The organism is Luteimonas terrae (assembly GCF_004358165.1).
In the GTDB taxonomy this organism is placed as follows: domain Bacteria; phylum Pseudomonadota; class Gammaproteobacteria; order Xanthomonadales; family Xanthomonadaceae; genus Luteimonas; species Luteimonas terrae.
The window spans coordinates 24,478-40,082 of sequence record NZ_SMTG01000005.1; the positions used below are offsets into that span (position 1 = coordinate 24,478).

17 protein-coding genes and 1 pseudogene are annotated in these 15,605 nt (G+C 68.9%); 11 read left to right on the forward strand and 7 right to left on the reverse strand.

Annotated elements, in window-relative coordinates; all coding sequences use genetic code 11:
- Positions 1 to 41: 41 nt before the first annotated feature.
- The gene (locus tag E2F49_RS12110) at positions 42 to 938 is read left to right on the forward strand and encodes an NAD-dependent epimerase/dehydratase family protein (protein WP_243713591.1); all 897 of its coding nucleotides are present in this window, start codon (positions 42 to 44) and stop codon (positions 936 to 938) included.
- A 65-nt stretch (positions 939 to 1,003) separates the two neighbouring features.
- Here E2F49_RS12110 and E2F49_RS12115 read toward each other — a convergent pair whose 3' ends face one another.
- From E2F49_RS12115 to E2F49_RS12125, 3 genes are all read right to left on the reverse strand, one after another.
- Positions 1,004 to 1,897 carry a DMT family transporter gene (locus E2F49_RS12115; RefSeq protein WP_133394148.1) on the reverse strand — a complete coding sequence of 298 codons (894 nt, stop codon included), beginning with the start codon at positions 1,895 to 1,897 and terminating at the stop codon, positions 1,004 to 1,006.
- A 186-nt stretch (positions 1,898 to 2,083) separates the two neighbouring features.
- Positions 2,084 to 2,578, reverse strand: a complete 495-nt coding sequence (locus E2F49_RS12120; protein ID WP_133394149.1) for an Mpo1 family 2-hydroxy fatty acid dioxygenase — start codon at positions 2,576 to 2,578, stop codon at positions 2,084 to 2,086.
- Positions 2,579 to 2,644: 66 nt separating this feature from the next.
- Entirely contained in the window at positions 2,645 to 3,541 is an 897-nt protein-coding gene (locus E2F49_RS12125) for a phosphoribosylaminoimidazolesuccinocarboxamide synthase (protein ID WP_133394150.1), read from the reverse strand.
- A 111-nt stretch (positions 3,542 to 3,652) separates the two neighbouring features.
- On the opposite strand from E2F49_RS12125, the gene E2F49_RS12130 reads away from it, so the two are divergent.
- Complete coding sequence (locus tag E2F49_RS12130; RefSeq protein ID WP_055246362.1) at positions 3,653 to 3,997, forward strand: J domain-containing protein; 345 nt, start codon at positions 3,653 to 3,655, stop codon at positions 3,995 to 3,997.
- A 223-nt stretch (positions 3,998 to 4,220) separates the two neighbouring features.
- On the opposite strand, the gene E2F49_RS12135 is transcribed toward E2F49_RS12130, so the two are convergent.
- Entirely contained in the window at positions 4,221 to 5,066 is an 846-nt protein-coding gene (locus E2F49_RS12135; protein ID WP_133394151.1) for an outer membrane protein, read from the reverse strand.
- Positions 5,067 to 5,347: 281 nt separating this feature from the next.
- Between E2F49_RS12135 and rpe the strand changes: the two genes are divergently transcribed.
- The 9 genes and pseudogenes from rpe to E2F49_RS16435 all read left to right on the forward strand — a co-directional run bounded on the left by rpe (position 5,348) and on the right by E2F49_RS16435 (position 13,656).
- Positions 5,348 to 6,031: a ribulose-phosphate 3-epimerase gene (gene rpe / locus E2F49_RS12140; RefSeq protein WP_133394152.1), complete on the forward strand. Its 684-nt coding sequence runs from the start codon at positions 5,348 to 5,350 to the stop codon at positions 6,029 to 6,031.
- A gap of 235 nt (positions 6,032 to 6,266) precedes the next feature.
- Positions 6,267 to 7,214, forward strand: a complete 948-nt coding sequence (gene yegS, locus E2F49_RS12145) for a lipid kinase YegS (RefSeq protein WP_133394153.1) — start codon at positions 6,267 to 6,269, stop codon at positions 7,212 to 7,214.
- 147 nt (positions 7,215 to 7,361) lie between these two features.
- A complete protein-coding gene (gene trpE, locus E2F49_RS12150) occupies positions 7,362 to 8,846 on the forward strand; it encodes an anthranilate synthase component I (RefSeq protein ID WP_133394154.1) in 1,485 nt (494 codons plus the stop codon).
- Positions 8,847 to 8,886: 40 nt separating this feature from the next.
- Positions 8,887 to 9,672, forward strand: a complete 786-nt coding sequence (locus E2F49_RS12155) for an SIMPL domain-containing protein (protein ID WP_133394155.1) — start codon at positions 8,887 to 8,889, stop codon at positions 9,670 to 9,672.
- A 3-nt stretch (positions 9,673 to 9,675) separates the two neighbouring features.
- Positions 9,676 to 10,254 carry an anthranilate synthase component II gene (locus tag E2F49_RS12160; RefSeq protein ID WP_055246375.1) on the forward strand — a complete coding sequence of 193 codons (579 nt, stop codon included), beginning with the start codon at positions 9,676 to 9,678 and terminating at the stop codon, positions 10,252 to 10,254.
- 158 nt (positions 10,255 to 10,412) lie between these two features.
- Entirely contained in the window at positions 10,413 to 11,447 is a 1,035-nt protein-coding gene (trpD, locus tag E2F49_RS12165; protein WP_133394156.1) for an anthranilate phosphoribosyltransferase, read from the forward strand.
- A 60-nt stretch (positions 11,448 to 11,507) separates the two neighbouring features.
- Positions 11,508 to 11,921, forward strand: a complete 414-nt coding sequence (locus E2F49_RS12170; RefSeq protein WP_208004890.1) for an antibiotic biosynthesis monooxygenase family protein — start codon at positions 11,508 to 11,510, stop codon at positions 11,919 to 11,921.
- A 79-nt stretch (positions 11,922 to 12,000) separates the two neighbouring features.
- Positions 12,001 to 12,792 (forward strand): annotated as a pseudogene (gene trpC / locus E2F49_RS16650) (indole-3-glycerol phosphate synthase TrpC); the annotation flags it as partial.
- Between the two features lie 132 nt (positions 12,793 to 12,924).
- A complete protein-coding gene (locus E2F49_RS16435) occupies positions 12,925 to 13,656 on the forward strand; it encodes a haloacid dehalogenase-like hydrolase (protein WP_243713604.1) in 732 nt (243 codons plus the stop codon).
- Here the strand turns inward: E2F49_RS16435 and E2F49_RS12180 are convergent.
- Genes E2F49_RS12180 through crp form a run of 3 tightly spaced genes read right to left on the reverse strand, consistent with a single transcriptional unit; the run spans position 13,642 to position 15,571 of the window.
- A complete protein-coding gene (locus E2F49_RS12180) occupies positions 13,642 to 14,391 on the reverse strand; it encodes a sulfite exporter TauE/SafE family protein (protein WP_133394157.1) in 750 nt (249 codons plus the stop codon). The two genes, E2F49_RS16435 and E2F49_RS12180, sit on opposite strands and share 15 nt — an antisense overlap.
- A gap of 60 nt (positions 14,392 to 14,451) precedes the next feature.
- Positions 14,452 to 14,925: a GNAT family N-acetyltransferase gene (locus E2F49_RS12185; RefSeq protein WP_055246381.1), complete on the reverse strand. Its 474-nt coding sequence runs from the start codon at positions 14,923 to 14,925 to the stop codon at positions 14,452 to 14,454.
- Between the two features lie 10 nt (positions 14,926 to 14,935).
- Positions 14,936 to 15,571, reverse strand: coding sequence for a cAMP-activated global transcriptional regulator CRP (gene crp, locus E2F49_RS12190; RefSeq protein ID WP_243713605.1), 636 nt, complete (start codon positions 15,569 to 15,571; stop codon positions 14,936 to 14,938).
- Positions 15,572 to 15,605 lie beyond the last annotated feature (34 nt).

A 15,605-nucleotide genomic window follows, 5' to 3' on the forward strand; every position in this document is an offset into this window, starting at 1 on the left:
CCGTCGACGGCGCGTGGTCGCGGCTCGATATGCTATGTCCCATGCCGCATGTCTCCGACGTTTCCGCCCACACGTCCCGCCGCGCGCTCGTGTTCGGCACCACCGGCGCGATCGGCGAGGCGCTGCTGCCACGCCTGCTGGCTGCAGGCTGGTCGGTCGACGCGCTGTCGCGCACGCCGCCCACCGACCGCGCGGGCCTTCACTGGCACACCGGCACCTTTGCCGACCTGCCGGCGACGTTGCCGGCGCAGGTCGATGCGATCTTCAGCTGCGGCCCGCTGGATCTGTTTTCGCTCTGGTACGCGGGCGCGACGATCGATTGCCCGCGGGTCATCGCCTTCGGTTCGACCAGCGATGCGACCAAACGCGACGCGGCCGATGCCGGCGAACGCGAGCTTGCGACGCGGCTGCGCGATTCGGGCAAGCGCGTGTTCGACGCGGCGCGGGCGCGCGGCGCGGCCGCCACGCTGCTGCGGCCCACGCTGATCTACGGCAGCGGACGCGATCGCAATCTCAGCCGGATCGTGGCGCTGGCACGGCGCAGTGGCGTGTTCGTGTTGCCGTCCGATGCGCGCGGCCTGCGTCAGCCGGTGCATGCCGACGATCTCGGCGCGGCGGCCTTCGCCGCGATCGATGCGCCCGCGGCCTTCGGGCAGGCCTTCGCCCTGCCGGGCGGTGAAACGCTGGCGTACCGGGACATGGTCGCGCGCACGCTGGCCTGTCTGGCGTCGCCGCCGCGTCTGCTGACGCTGCCGGGCGCACTGTTCGATGCCGCCCTGTGGGCCGCGCATCGCGCCGGTCGTCTGAAAGGGTTGCCGCCCGGCGCGGTCGCGCGGATGCGCGAGGATCTGGCCTTCGATGTCGCACCGGCGCAGACCGCGTTCGGCTACGCGCCGCGGCCGTTCCGGCCCGACGCGACGATGTTCGGCAACGACTGAAACCCGGTGGGCGCGCGATCGCGCGCGAATGCTCCGCAAGGAACAAGGCGGGGCCGCCTGCACACTCAAGGCCCCGCCATCGGCTCCTCGACCAGCTGCCGCGATTTGCGCAGCGCCCGCAGCGCGATGACCAGCACGCCACCGAGCACCATCGCGCCGCCGAGCCACAGGCGCGGACCGGGACGATCGCCCCAGAACGCCACGCCCAGGCCGATCGCCAGCACCGGCACCAGCAGCAGCCACGGCGTGACCATCGCCACCGGATAGCGCTGCATCAGCACGTAATACAGCCCGTGGCCGAGCAGCGAGGACACGAAGGCCGCGTACACGACGCCGCCCCAGGCGATCCACGACACGTCGGCCAGGCGCGCCACGCCGCCGGGCTCGACCAGTAGGCTGATCGCCAGCAACGGCAGCACGCTGACCAGTGCCGTCCAGCCCTGCATGTTCCACATGTCGACGCTGCGCAGCCCCTTCATCAGCACCGTGCCGATCGCGAGCATCAGCGCGGAGGCCAGCATGGTCAGCAGCGCGGCCGGATTGGCCAGCACCACCGGGTCGAAGCCCAGGACCAGCACGCCGCAGAAACTCACCGCGATCGCCAGCCCCGTGCGCCACGCGAAACGCTCGCCGAGCACGGCCCAGGCGAGCAGGGCGGTCATCGGAATGTAGCTCTGCATCACGATCGCCGGCGACGAGAGATCGCTCGACAGTCGCAGCGCGAGGAAACTCAGGCCGAAGTGGCAGACACCGATGCACAGGCACACCGCGATCAGGCGCGGCCACTGGCCGCGCGCGGGCGGGCGCAACATCCAGACCAGGGCCACGGCGAGCAGGGCGAAGCGCAGGGCCGAGAACAGGAACGGCGGAATCTCGCGCAGGGTGTTCGCGGAGACGAGGAAATTCAGCGCCCAGGCGATGCAGACGACGAGTACGAGGATCAGATCACGGGGCGACACGGCAAGGGACCTGCGCGGCGCGACAGGATCGCATGCACAGGCTGGAACCTGTTCAAAGTCCGTCGCGAGCGCAGTCAGATGGCGCGTGGCGGAGCGCAGAAAGCGGAGCGTACGTGCAGGTACGTGAGCATTTCGAGCACCGCACGCGCGCCAGCTGGCAAGCGCAGTAGGACTTTGGACAGGTGCTCAGTAGCTCAGGCCGAGCTTCCGATAGAGCTTCGCCAGTACCCACGCCGGCCCGACCAGCAGGTAGCGCAGATCGGTCAGGAAGCTGGGCTTGCGGCCTTCGAACAGCTTGCTGTGGCCGACGAACTGCGCCACCCACGCCACGGCGAAGACGCCCAGCGCCAGCCAGAACAGGAATGCGGTGCCGAACTCGCGCTGCAGCCACCAGGTCAGCGCCGACATCGCCACGAACACCAGCAACATGCCGAGACCGATCGACCGCGAGGCGCGGTAATAGAACATCCACGCCCCGAACATCGCGATGCCCGCCCAGATGCCGGGTTTGAACAGCGTGCCGGTGGGAATGCACCACAGCAGCGCGATCACGCTCCACAGGATCGCCGGCACGGCGAACACGTGGATGCGCTGGTTGGCGTCGTTGCGGTGATCGGCCGAGTAGCTGGCGAACCACTGGTCGATCGGGCGCGTCTGCGCGGCGTCGTGTGTCGCGTCCATCCGCCCCTCCCGAGGGTCGATTCGCGTCGCTGGGAGAATACGGCAATCCGGCGCGCGGTCCGCGCTTCAGTCGACCGAAATCCCCGCGAGCTTCTGCAACGCCTCGGCGTAGCGGGCGCGGGTGCGCGCGATGACTTCTTCCGGCAGCTTGGGGCCGGGCGCGGTCTTGTCCCAGTCCAGGGTTTCCAGGTAATCGCGGACGATCTGCTTGTCGTAGCTCGGCGGGCTGGTGCCGACCTCGTACTCGTCGGCCGGCCAGTAGCGCGAGGAGTCCGGGGTGAGCACCTCGTCCATGACGTACAGACGGCCGTCGGCGTCGGTGCCGAACTCGAACTTGGTGTCGGCCAGGATGATGCCGCGCTCGGCGGCATACGCGGCCGCGTGCGCGTACAGCCGCAGCGTCGCATCGCGCACCTGCTCAGCGAGATCGGCGCCGATGCTGCGGACCATCGTGTCGAAGTCGATGTTCTCGTCGTGATCGCCGACGGCGGCCTTGGTCGACGGGGTGAAGATCGGCTGCGGCAGCTGCTGCGCCTGGCGCAGGCCACCGGGCAGGGCGATGCCGCTGACGCGGCCGGTGCGCTGGTAATCCTTCCAGCCGCTGCCGATCAGATAGCCGCGCGCGATCGCCTCGACCGGCACCGGCTTGAGCTTCTTCGTCACCACCGCGCGCTGCGCGTACAGCGCCGGATCGACGCCGGCCGGCAGCACGCTGGCGACGTCGACGCCGGTCAGATGGTTGGGCATCAGCGCTTCGGTCTGCTCGAACCAGAAGTTGCTGATCTGGCACAGCATCTCGCCCTTGCCCGGGATCGGGTCGGGCAGCACCACGTCGAAGGCGCTCAGCCGGTCGGTCGCCACGATCAGCAGGCGTTCGTCGCCGAGCTCGAACACGTCGCGGACCTTGCCGCGATGACGCAGGTGGAGGCCGGGGAGGTGCGCTTCGAGCAGGGTCGTCGACACGGTTGACATTCCGGGTGGATCGCGAGCGGCCGGCAAGTGTAGTGCGAACCGTGTCGACGTGCAGGGCGCCGCCACGACCGGTCTCACCGACGCCCGGCTACACTGTCGGGCATGCAACGCTGGTACGGAAAACTGCTGGGCTTCATCGCCGGATGGCTGCTGCTGCGCCACCCTGCCGGCGGCGTGATCGGCGCCATCATCGGCCACGCTTTCGATGCCGGCTGGCTGGCCCCGCGCTCGCACAAGGACCACGCCGTGTTCGGCCTGGGCCCGGACGCCAGCCGCGAGGAGATCGACCAGGCCTACCGCAAGTTGATTTCGCAGTACCACCCTGACCGCGTCGCCAACGCCGCGCCGGAACTGCGCGAACAGGCGGAAGTGCGCGCGGCCGAGCTCAACGCCGCCTACGACCGCCTGCGTCGCGGTCGCGATGGACGCAAGCGCCGACGTCGCTGACAGTCGTTCGTAGGGTGGATACAGCGCAGCGAAACCCGTCGCTGCCGTGCGTGTTCTTGCGACGCCAAGACGATGCCCGACTCGCGTGTGACACGCGATTGCGCTTTCTTTCTGCCGCGAGTGCACGCGCGACAACGGCGGGTTTCGCTGCGTTCGACTTACCCTATGTACAAAGAAGCCGGCTTTCGCCGGCTTCTTCGTTGATGCGATCTGGCGGGATGGATCAGAACCGCCAGTTCACCGTGGCGCGCGCGGCGCCGTAGTCGAAGTGCTTGTCGCTGCGACGCATGTCGGTGCCGGCGCGGTTGACGATCAGGAAGGGATTGGTCGCCGGTGCCGTGCCCGGGCCGGTGCGGACGCGCTGGTCGTCGGCTTCAAGGCTCGTGAACAGGTATTCCAGGCCCACCGAGACGTTCTCGCCGAGCTTGCGCTCGTAGCCCACGCCGGCCTGCCAGCCGAAGCCGGTGGTGTCGCCGTTGGTGGTGAAGGAGTTCGCGGCGTTGCTGGTGGTGAACTCGTTCTCGAGCTTGGCGTGCGCCATGCCGCCGGTCAGGTACAGCAGGTTGGCCGAGTCGGCACCGAAGGCCCAGCCCGAGCGCAGGCGCAGCGCGGCGATGCGGTCGACCTTGCGGAACATCGTGTAGTAGGCCGGCGTGGTGCTGAAGGCGCTCACGGCGTCGCGGACATCGTTGGCGCCGTACTCGCCGACGACACCGAACACCCAGCTGCCCATCTGCCAGTCGTAACCGCCGCGCACGCCGTAGTCGGCGCCGCCCTTGTTCTCGGTGCAGCCGGCGGCCGGCGTCGCGCCCTGGGCTGCGCCGTTGCAGAAGCCGGGCGAGAACGCATTGGCGCCTGCCGCGGTGTTGACCGAATCGCCGTAGACGCGGTCGAGATTGGTGTCGAACACGAAGCGGTCGGTGCTGCTGTCCTCGGGCTTGTCGGTCACGCCGCCGTAGAGGCCGACGTAGCCGCCGGTCCAGGTGTCGTCGGTGGACTGGGCGAACGCGGCCGAGGTGCCGGCGGCGAGCAGCGCGAGGCTGGCGGTGGCGACATGGATGGTCTTCATGCGGGTGTTCTCCGTTCTGTTTTTTTTGGGCCCGATCCTTGGGACCGGTGCCGATGCGGGGCGCGGCCGATCGGGGGAACGGCCGCGCGCTAGGATTACGGGGGCTCTGTGAGCACAGATGCATGCACGGCGTCACTCTCTGAATGAACGGGCGCGTTCAATTCAGGTCCGCAGCCGCAAACCGCGTGTTGGCCGGATCGGACGCTTCGCGTCGCCGCCGTAGAATGTCGGGCTGCGGCCTGCAGGCCGCTTCACCTCCGCCGCCTTCTGGAACCGTCCGCATGCAGCCCGCCGTCATTGCCCCTTCGATTCTGTCCGCGAACTTCGCCCGTCTCGGCGAAGAGGTCGACAACGTGCTCGCCGCCGGCACCGACTGGGTGCACTTCGACGTGATGGACAACCATTACGTGCCGAACCTGACGATCGGGCCGATGATCTGCGAGGCGCTGCGCAAGCACGGCGTGACCGCGCCGATCGACGTGCATCTGATGGTGGAACCGGTCGACCGCATCGTCCCGGACTTCGCGAAGGCCGGCGCCTCGCTGATCAGCTTCCATCCCGAAGCCAGCCGCCACGTGCACCGCACCATCCAGCTGATCAAGGCCGAAGGCTGCCAGGCGGGTCTGGTGCTCAATCCGGCAACGCCGGTCGAGGTGCTCGACTACGTGCTCGAAGACCTCGACATGGTGCTGCTGATGTCGGTGAACCCGGGCTTCGGCGGCCAGGCCTTCATTCCGTCCACGCTCGACAAGCTGCGCCAGGTGCGCAAGCGCATCGACGCGACGGGCAAGCCGATCCGGCTGGAGATCGACGGCGGCGTGAAGCCGGACAACATCGGTGAGATCGCCGCGGCGGGTGCGGACACCTTCGTCGCCGGCTCGGCCATCTTCGGCAAGCCCGACTACCGCGCCGTGGTCGACGCGATGCGCGCCGAGATCGCCCGGGCAACGCAGATCCGCGCCTGAGCGTCGCGCCAACGACGCTGCGCACGAAAGGAAGGCCGCATCTCGCGATGCGGCCTTCCGGAAATTTGGAGGCTGATCCTGCCTCCGCCCGTCGTCCCTGCTATGGCCTCCCATGTTCCGGGCGCTCGATGACCGCGTGATGACAGCACCGGCCGCCGCGTGAGGGCGGGTTAACAGGGCGGACGCGGGCGTCCGCTACGCTCCGCGCCACCTCCATCACCGTACGTCCCCTCGCATGTCGCATCCGCACTGGCGCCTGATCCTCAATGGCAAGTCCGCGGGCGACGACGCGGTGCGCGAGGCGGTCGCGGCGATCCGCGCGCGCGGCATCCTTCTCGACGTGCGGGTGACCTGGGAATCGGGTGACGCCGAGCGCTATACCGCCGAGGCCATCGACGCCGGCGTCGACACCCTGGTGGCGGCCGGCGGGGATGGCACGCTCAATGCCGTGGTCTCGGTGCTGGCCGCGCGTGACGCCGAAGCGGACCGCCTGCCGACGCTCGGCCTGCTGCCGCTGGGCACGGCCAACGATTTCGCGACCGCCGCGGCCGTGCCGGTCCTGCCGATCGACGCGCTGACGCTGGTGGCCGACGCCCCCGCGGTGCCGATCGACGTGCTGCGCATCGACACCGACGACGGCGTGCACTGGTGCGCCAATCTCGGCTCCGGCGGCTTCGGCACGCAGGTGACCGTGGAAACGCATGCCGGCCTGAAGAAAGTGCTGGGCGGTCTGGCGTACTTCATCACCGGCCTGGCGCGGCTGGGGCGCATCGAACCGATCGAGGCGCGCATCAGCGGGCCGGAGTTCGCATGGGAAGGCGGCTTCATCGCGCTGGGCATCGGCAACGGCCGGCAGGCCGGTGGCGGGCAGGCGTTGTGTCCCGACGCCAGCATCGACGACGGGCTGATCGACGTCACCATCGTGTCCGAGCTCGAGGGCGAGCTGGTCAATACGCTGCGCACCGCTCTGACCGAGGGCAAGGTGGCCGCGCTCGACCAGGTCGCCGTGCGCACGCAGCTGACGGAGGTCGTCATCGAGGCCGAGGAACCGCTGGTGCTCAACCTCGACGGCGAGCCGCGCCGGGCGCGGCGTTTCGCGATCGCGTGCGTGTCGGGGCGGTTGCGCATGCACCTGCCGGATGCCTGCCCGCTGCTCGTCGGCGCACCGGCCCCGGTGGATTGAGCCGGTCGCGCAAGCCGCCGGGAGCCGCTACAGTAGCCGCCATGCGCACGTCCGCTCCCTCGCAGTTCCGTTCCGACGACGCCGGTTGGCGATGGTGGCGCGCCGCCACCGTTGCTCCCGTTCGTCCGACCTGCCAGGAAATGCCGCGTGACCACGCTTCCCGAGTTCCAGCGCTACGCCGCTGACGGCCATACCCACGTTCCCGTCGTCCGCGAGGTCCTGAGCGACCTCGACACGCCGCTGTCGGTGTATCTCAAGCTCGCCGACGGGCCGCACACCTACCTGTTCGAGTCGGTCGAGGGCGGCGAGCGCTTCGGTCGTCATTCGATCATCGGCCTGCCGGCCGAGCGCGTGTACGCCTTCCATGGCCATACGCTGACCGTGCGCGAACACGGCGAAGTGATCGAGACCCGCGAGGTCGACGACCCGTTCGCCGAGGTCGAGCGCTTGCGCACGCAGCATTCGGTGCCGCAGATCGACGGATTGCCGGTGTTCACCGGTGGACTCGTCGGCTGGTTCGGGTTCGAGTGCATCGAATACATCGAGCCGCGCCTGTGCGAAGGCGCGCGCAGCGACGTGCGTGACGAACTCGGCACGCCCGACATCCTGCTGATGCTGAGCACCGAGGTCGCGGTGTTCGACAACCTCAAGGGCCGGCTGTATCTCGTGGTCCATGCCGACACCCGCGAACCACAGGCCTGGGTGCGCGCAAACCGGCGCCTCGACGCGCTGACGCATCGCCTGCGCCAGGGCGGCGCGGGTTATCCCGAAACACTGCAACCGGCCGCACTCGACGAGTCGGATTTCGTGTCCGGCTTCACCCGCGAAGGCTTCATCGAGGCGATCGCGAAAACCAAGGAATTCATCGCCGACGGCGACGCCTTCCAGGTCGTGCTGTCGCAGCGCATGTCCGTGCCGTTCAATGCGCGTCCGGTCGACGTCTACCGCGCGCTACGCGCATTGAACCCGTCGCCCTACATGTACTTCCTCGATGTCGGCGGCACCCAGGTCGTGGGGTCGTCGCCGGAAATCCTCGTGCGTCTGAAGGACGGCGAAGTCACCGTGCGCCCGATCGCCGGCACGCGTCCACGCGGCGCGACGCCTGCGGACGATATGGCGCTGGAAGCCGAGCTGCTGGCCGATCCGAAGGAACGCGCCGAGCACCTGATGCTGATCGACCTGGGCCGCAACGACGTCGGGCATGTGTCCGCCGCCGGCACGGTCGAGGTCGGCGAGCGGTTCGTCATCGAGCGCTACAGCCACGTCATGCACATCGTCAGCGAGGTCACCGGTCGCCTGAAGGACGGGTTGAGCTACGCCGATGTGCTCCGCGCGACCTTTCCCGCCGGCACCGTCAGCGGCGCGCCGAAAGTACGCGCGCTGGAGATCATCCGCAGCCTCGAACCGGTCAAGCGCAACGTCTATTCCGGCGCGGTCGGCTACATCGGCTGGCACGGGGATGCCGACACCGCGATCGCGATCCGCACCGCGGTGATCCAGGACGGCCGCCTCTACGTGCAGGCCGGCGCCGGCATCGTCTACGACTCGGACCCGGAGATGGAATGGGCCGAGACCATGAACAAGGGCCGCGCACTCTTCCGCGCGGTCGCGCAGGCGGCAAAGGGTTTGTGAGCCGTTCCGACAGTTTCACCACGGACCAGGAGAGTCGACGATGACAGGACGTTTCGTTCGCGGATGTGCGGTGCTCGTGCTCGTGCTGTGCGCGCCGTTCGCGGCCGCGCAGGTCAATGCGCTGCCTTCGTTGCCGCATCTGCTGGTGAAGGGCGAAGCGACGCGCGATGTGGTGCCGGACCGGTTCACCGTGTCGATCACGCTCAGTGCGCTGGACATGCAGCCCGAGGTCGCGCGCGACCGCGTGCAGACGAATCTGGGCGCGCTGCTGGCTGCGCTGAAGTCTGGGCGCGCGATCGCCGACTCGATCGACGCCAGCACGTTCTCAGTGCAGCCCGAACACGACTATGAATCGCAGAAGCGCGTGTATCGCGGCATCCGCGCCACGCGCGTGCTGCGGGTCACTTTTCCCGATGCGGACGCCACGCGCGCGTTTCTCGCCAAGCTGCCGGCCGGTGAAGACGTGCAGCTGGGCGGTATCGAGCCGACATTCTCCGGCGAGGCCGCACTGCGCGGCGAGCTGAAGGCCGAGGCGATGCGACAGACCCGCGAGACAGCGGCGTTGCTGGCGACGAGCTACGGCGCGCGCGTGGGCTCGCTGTACAGCGTGTCCGACGTGGCGCCGAGCTTCGCCTACGGCGTCCAAGCCGGCCAGTGGGCGTCATCGCGCGGCCGTGGTGGCGCGTCCCCGCCGCCGCCCGCGAGTCCGGGGGCGGCATTCGACCGCATCCAGGTCACCGGCAGTCGCATCACGCCCGAAAGTCTCGCCGTCGGCACCGTCACCATCGCCGAACACCTCTACGCCATCTTCCTGCTCGCGGATTGACCCATGCTGTTGATGATCGACAACTACGACAGCTTTACCTGGAACCTCGTGCAGTACCTGCAGGCGCTGGGCGCCGAGGTCCGGGTGGAGCGCAACGACGCGTTGTCGGTCGATGCGATCGCGAAACTCGCGCCCGAGCGCATCGTCATTTCGCCGGGGCCGTGCACGCCGAACGAAGCGGGCGTGTCGCTCGAAGTCATCGAGCGGCTGGGCGCGACGACGCCGATCCTCGGCGTGTGCCTCGGCCACCAGGGCATCGGCCAGGCCTACGGCGGCAAGGTCATCCGCGCGCAGCGGATCATGCACGGCAAGACCTCGGCGATCCGCCATGAGGGGCGGGGCGTATTCGCCGGCCTGCCGGATGGCTACGAGGCAACGCGCTACCACTCGCTGGTCGTCGAGCAGTCCTCGCTGCCGGACTGTCTCGAAGTCACCGCCTGGACGGAACACGACGACGGCAGCCGCGAGGAGATCATGGGTCTGCGCCATCGCACGCACCCGGTCGAAGGCGTGCAGTTCCATCCCGAGTCGATCCTGACCGAGCACGGCCATGCGCTGTTGAAGAACTTTCTCGAGCGCTGACCCATCGTCGTCCCAGCGCAAGCTGGGACCCATTTTGATCTTGCCGTGCTGGTTGGCTCGAGAATCAAAATGGATTCCAGCGTGACCAGCCATTCGGCTGTTGAAAGCCGCTGGGATGACGCGCAAAGACCAACTCCTTTCGCGACAAGAATCCCCCCATGCCCATCACCCCCCACGAAGCCCTGCAACGCACCATCGAGCACCGCGAGATCTTCCGCGACGAGATGGTCGATCTGATGCGAATGATCATGCGCGGCGAGGTGTCGCCGCTGATGACCGCGGCGATCCTGTCCGGCCTGCGGGTCAAGAAGGAAACCGTCGACGAGATCGCAGGCGCGGCGCAGGTGATGCGCGAGTTCGCGCTGCCGGTGCCGGTTGCCGAGTCCGACCGCATGCATCTGGTCGATATCGTCGGCACCGGCGGCGACGGCGCGCACACCTTCAACATCTCGACCGCCAGCACCTTCGTCGTGGCCGCGGCAGGTGCGAAGGTCGCCAAGCACGGCAACCGCAGCGTGTCGTCGAAATCGGGCAGTGCGGATCTGGTCGAAGCGCTCGGCGCGCGCATCGATCTGCAACCCGAAGCGGTCGCGCGCTGCATCGCCCGGACCGGCGTCGGTTTCATGTTCGCGCCGATCCATCACCCGGCGATGAAGACCGTCGCGCCGGTGCGTCGCGAGATGGGCGTGCGCACGATCTTCAACATCCTCGGCCCGCTGACCAATCCGGCTGGTGCGCCGAACATCCTGATGGGCGTGTTCCATCCTGATCTGGTCGGCATCCAGGTGCGCGTGCTGCGTGAGCTCGGCGCCGAGCGCGCGCTGGTGGTCTGGGGCCGCGACGGCATGGACGAGATTTCGCTCGGTGCCGGCACGCTGGTGGGCGAACTGCGCGACGGCGTGGTGCGCGAATACGAGATCCACCCGGAGGATTTCGGCATCGCGATGGCGGCCAGCCGCAATCTGCGAGTCGAGAATGCCGACGAATCGAAGGCGCTCGTGCGCCAGGCCATCGACGGCACCCCGGGCCTGCCGCAGGACATCGTGAGTCTCAACGCCGGCGCGGCGCTGTACGTGGCGGGTATTTCGGACTCGATCGCCGCCGGGGTCGAACGTGCGCGCGCCACGATTCTTTCAGGCGCGGCGATCCGGCAGATGGAGACGTTCGTCGCCGCGACCCGCGCGCCCGATTGAGGGGTCGAAAGTCATGTAGCCCGCATCCGCGCGGGCGCGTATGCTGAATGCGATGCAAGGATGCTGACCCTTCGTACCGTTGCCGAAGAAGCGATCCTGCACATGAACCACCCCGCATTGCCCCGCCCGCCGTACCACGTCGCGATCTTCCGCTACCGCCGCAACGGCGAGGATGCGGTCGGATACGGCGAGGCGCGTCGCGACATGCTGGAGATGGCGAAGCTGCAGCCCGGCTTTCTCGGCATGGATTCGATCGAGGGCGAAGGCGGCGAGGGCGTCACGCTGAGCTACTGGACCGACGAAGCCTCGATCCGCGCCTGGCGCGCCCAGGACGAACTCGGCGTGATCCGCGAGAAGAGTCGCCGAGGCTGGTACGACCACTACGATCTGCAGGTCGCGCGCGTCGAGCGCGCCTACGGCTGGTCGAGCGCCGAGGACGGCGACGGCACCGAGTGGGACGCCGGCAGCCCCTGAGCCCGCGTTCGGCACCGCCTGCGGTATCGTGTGCGGCCCTTCCTGACCGGTGCCGCCGCGCCGGCCCCTGGTGCCGATCTTGAACGACGTCCTGCAGCGCATCCTTGCGCGCAAACACGAAGAAGTCGCCGCGCGCCGCGCCGCCATGCCGTTGGCCGAAGTCGCCGCACGCGCGGCCGCCGCGCCACCGGTGCGCGGGTTCGCTGCGGCGATCGAAGCCAAGATCGCCGCCGGACACGCCGCGGTCATCGCCGAGGTCAAGAAGGCCAGCCCGTCGAAAGGCGTGATCCGCGCCGATTTCCATCCAGCCGAGATCGCGCGCAGCTACGCGCAGGGCGGCGCGGCGTGTCTGTCGGTGCTGACCGACATCGATTTCTTCCAGGGCGCCGACGACTACCTGCTGCAGGCGCGCGCCGCGTGCGCACTGCCGGTGCTGCGCAAGGATTTCATCGTCGATCCCTGGCAGATCTTCGAGTCGCGCGCGCTCGGCGCCGACTGCGTGCTGCTGATCGCCGCCGCGCTCGACGACCGTGAGCTGGTGGAACTGGCCGAACTGGCGATGTCGATCGATCTCGACGTGCTGGTGGAAGTGCACGACATCGACGAGCTCGAGCGCAGCCTGCAGGTGCCCGCGCCCCTGCTGGGCATCAACAACCGCAGCCTGCGTTCGTTCGAGGTCTCGCTCGAAACCACGCTGTCGCTGCAGAACGCGGTGCCGCGCGACCGGCGCCTGGTCACCGAGAGCGGCATCCACACGCGCGCCGATGTTGTGCGGATGCGCGATGCCGGGATCGACGCGTTTCTCGTCGGCGAAGCCTTCATGCGCGAGCCCGATCCGGGCGTCGCCCTGCGCACGCTGTTCGCCCCCGCCGATGCGGCAACGGTGAGCGACGACAGTGCGCCCGTCGACCTTGCCGCGATCGCGATCGCAGCTGTCACTGCGGCTGCGCCCGCGCAGGACGCCCATGACGCGCCGGTCGAAGAGGCGCCCGTCGTGGCGCAACTGCTGCGCGAGACCGCGCCGGAGGCCGCGCCGCGTACGGTCGTCTTCGACTTCGACCACACGCTCTACGACGGTGATTCGGGCACCCACCTGTTCCGCTGGCTGATCACCCGCAGCGTCTGGCGCACCGCGCTCGCCTGTCTGGCCGCGCCCGTGCTCGGGCCGATGATCGCGTGGCTGCCGACGCGCCGGTACGGCATTTCCGGTTTCGTGTGGATCGGCACCGTGGGCATGCGCAGTCGCGGTCTGCTCGATCGCATGATCGATCGCTACGTCGCGCAGAACGCCGACGGCATCCGTCCCAAGCTGTTGCCGGTCGCGCTGGGCGTGCTGCATGCGCATCGCGTCGCCGGCGACGACGTGGTCATCGCGACCGGTGCGCCGCCCGAGCTGGCGCGCGCGATCCTCGCGTTCGTCGCCCACGAGTCGGTGCCGGTCATCGGCACGGCGGTCGGGCCGAAGTTCGGCGCGGTCACCGCCACGCGCCACTGCCACGCCGAGGAGAAGATGCGCATGCTGCGCGAGCGCGGCTACACGCAGATCGACATCTGCTACTCGGATTCCTCGGCCGACCTGCCGCTGCTCAAGGCCGCGAAGGCGCCGGTGGTGGTGAACCCGAAGGCGGGCAATGTCGACATGTTCCGCCGCGTGCTGCCACCGGGCACGCCGATCCTCAACTGGGGCTGCGCCGACCGCGCGGGCGAGCCGGCTGCCGCGCTAGCCCAGCAGTGACCGGCCGATCTGGTAGAGGCTGATCAGCAGCACGAGCGTGCCCACCGCGAGCAGCACCCAGCGCTCGCGCACGTGCTTGACGAACAGCGCCGCCAGAGGCGCTGCAATCATGCCGCCGACCAGCAGGCCCAGGATCACGTCCAGGTGCTGCAGGCCCATCGTCAGGAAGAAGGTCACCGAGATCGACACGGTGACCAGGAATTCGGCAGCGTTGACGGTGCCGATCGTCGTGCGCGCCGTGCCGCCGCGGGCGAGCAGGGTGGAGGTCGCCACCGGACCCCAGCCGCCACCGCCGCTGGCATCGAGCAGGCCGGCGAAGAAGCCGAGCACGGGGACGCGCCTGACCTCGCGCTTGGGCATCAGCCTGCCGGCCGCGCGCAGCAGGATCACCACCGACAGGATGAGCAGGTAGGCGTAGATGAAAGGCCGGATCGCATCGCCCGGCAACTGCGTCAGCACGTAGGCGCCAATCACGCCACCGGCCATGCCCGGCAGCGCCAGCCGCAGGAACAGCCGCGTGTCGACATTGCGCATCACCAGATGCGAGACGCCGGAGGCGCCGGTGGTGAAGACCTCGGCGGTGTGCACGCTCGCGCTGACCGCCGCCGGCGGCACGCCCATGCTCAGCAGCACCGACGACGAGACCAGGCCGAAGGCCATGCCGAGGGCGCCGTCGATCAGCTGTGCGATCAGTCCGACCAGGACGAAGAACAGGAATTGATCGCCGAGTTCCATGTCGCGGGCTCCGATGGACCGGGACAGTCTGCAGGCGTCGCGTGACCGCGACGTCGCCGGTCAGGCGTCGCCGAGCCGCTTGATGAAGCGCAGCGTGCCGTCGGAGAACCCGCAGGCCTTGTAGAACGCGTGCGCATCGGCGCGCTGCGAGCCGCTGGTCAGTTCGAGTCGCGCGGCCCCGGCGAAGCGCGCGCGGCGCTCGGCTTCCTTGAGCAGCTGCCGGCCCAGGCCATTGCCCTGCGATTCGCTGGTGACGACCAGTGCGGTGATGCGGCAGGTCGTCGAGCCCAGCGGCAGGTAGTACATGAAATCCAGCGCGATCAGCCCGCAGACCCGGCCGCCGCTGCGGGCGAGCACCAGCGCCTGGCGGTCGTTGGCGGTGATCAGGCCGATGCGCTCGCGCGCCTCGGCGACGCTGCACGGATAGCCCATCTCCGACAGCAGCGCGGCCACGTCGTCGGCATCGATCGCCGACGCGCTGCGCAGGTCGGCGTCGGGCAGTTCGCCGCGCGGCGCGAAGTGGCCGAGGCTCATGTGCTAAGTCCTAGCGGGTGCCGAACAGCACGATGGTCTTGCCGCGCGCGGTGAGCTTGCCGTCCGCCTGCAGCTTCTTGAGGACGCGGCCGGCCATCTCGCGCGAGCAGCCGACCAGCCGGGCCAGTTCCTGCCGCGAGATCCGCAGCTGGGTGCCCTGCGGGTGGCTCATCGCCTCGGGCTCGCGGGTGAGGTCGTGCAGGGTGCGGATGATGCGGTCGGTCACGTCCAGGAACGCCAGACGCCCGGCCTTGCGGCTGGTGTCGAGCAGACGCCGCGAGAGCTGCGCGCCGATCGCGTACATGATCGAGGTCGCATCGTTGGCCAGGACGCCGTCGAACAGCTGGTAGAGCCGCTCGTAGCTGATCTCGGCCAGCTCGCACTGGGTGCGGGTACGCAGGATGACCTCGCGCACGTCGGACTCGATGAACAGTCCCATCTCGCCGACCAGTTCACCGGTGCCGAAGTAGCCCAGGATCAGTTCGCGACCGTCGTCTTCTTCGGTGATGATGCTGACCGAGCCGCTGACCACGTAATAGAGCGTGCCGGCCGGGTCGCCGGGGCGGAACACTTCGCTGCGCGGCGGGTAGCGGCGGCGGTGACAGTGGGCCAGGAAGCGCTCGATGGCGGCTGGCGTGGGCGCCATCGGGTGCGGCGGGCGGGCGTGGGGATTGATCAGG

Excerpts from the sequence above, each read along its gene's own strand:
- E2F49_RS12180 (WP_133394157.1), bottom strand. The coding sequence starts at position 14,391 with ATGGAACTCGGCGATCAATTCCTGTTCTTCGTCCTGGTCGGACTGATC.
- E2F49_RS12170 (WP_208004890.1), top strand. The coding sequence starts at position 11,508 with ATGCTGACCCTTCGTACCGTTGCCGAAGAAGCGATCCTGCACATGAAC.
- trpD (WP_133394156.1), top strand. The coding sequence starts at position 10,413 with ATGCCCATCACCCCCCACGAAGCCCTGCAACGCACCATCGAGCACCGC.
- E2F49_RS12185 (WP_055246381.1), bottom strand. The coding sequence starts at position 14,925 with ATGAGCCTCGGCCACTTCGCGCCGCGCGGCGAACTGCCCGACGCCGAC.
- E2F49_RS12135 (WP_133394151.1), bottom strand. The coding sequence starts at position 5,066 with ATGAAGACCATCCATGTCGCCACCGCCAGCCTCGCGCTGCTCGCCGCC.
- yegS (WP_133394153.1), top strand. The coding sequence starts at position 6,267 with ATGTCGCATCCGCACTGGCGCCTGATCCTCAATGGCAAGTCCGCGGGC.
- E2F49_RS12160 (WP_055246375.1), top strand. The coding sequence starts at position 9,676 with ATGCTGTTGATGATCGACAACTACGACAGCTTTACCTGGAACCTCGTG.
- E2F49_RS12130 (WP_055246362.1), top strand. The coding sequence starts at position 3,653 with ATGCAACGCTGGTACGGAAAACTGCTGGGCTTCATCGCCGGATGGCTG.
- crp (WP_243713605.1), bottom strand. The coding sequence starts at position 15,571 with ATGGCGCCCACGCCAGCCGCCATCGAGCGCTTCCTGGCCCACTGTCAC.
- E2F49_RS12110 (WP_243713591.1), top strand. The coding sequence starts at position 42 with ATGCCGCATGTCTCCGACGTTTCCGCCCACACGTCCCGCCGCGCGCTC.
- E2F49_RS12120 (WP_133394149.1), bottom strand. The coding sequence starts at position 2,578 with ATGGACGCGACACACGACGCCGCGCAGACGCGCCCGATCGACCAGTGG.
- rpe (WP_133394152.1), top strand. The coding sequence starts at position 5,348 with ATGCAGCCCGCCGTCATTGCCCCTTCGATTCTGTCCGCGAACTTCGCC.
- E2F49_RS12155 (WP_133394155.1), top strand. The coding sequence starts at position 8,887 with ATGACAGGACGTTTCGTTCGCGGATGTGCGGTGCTCGTGCTCGTGCTG.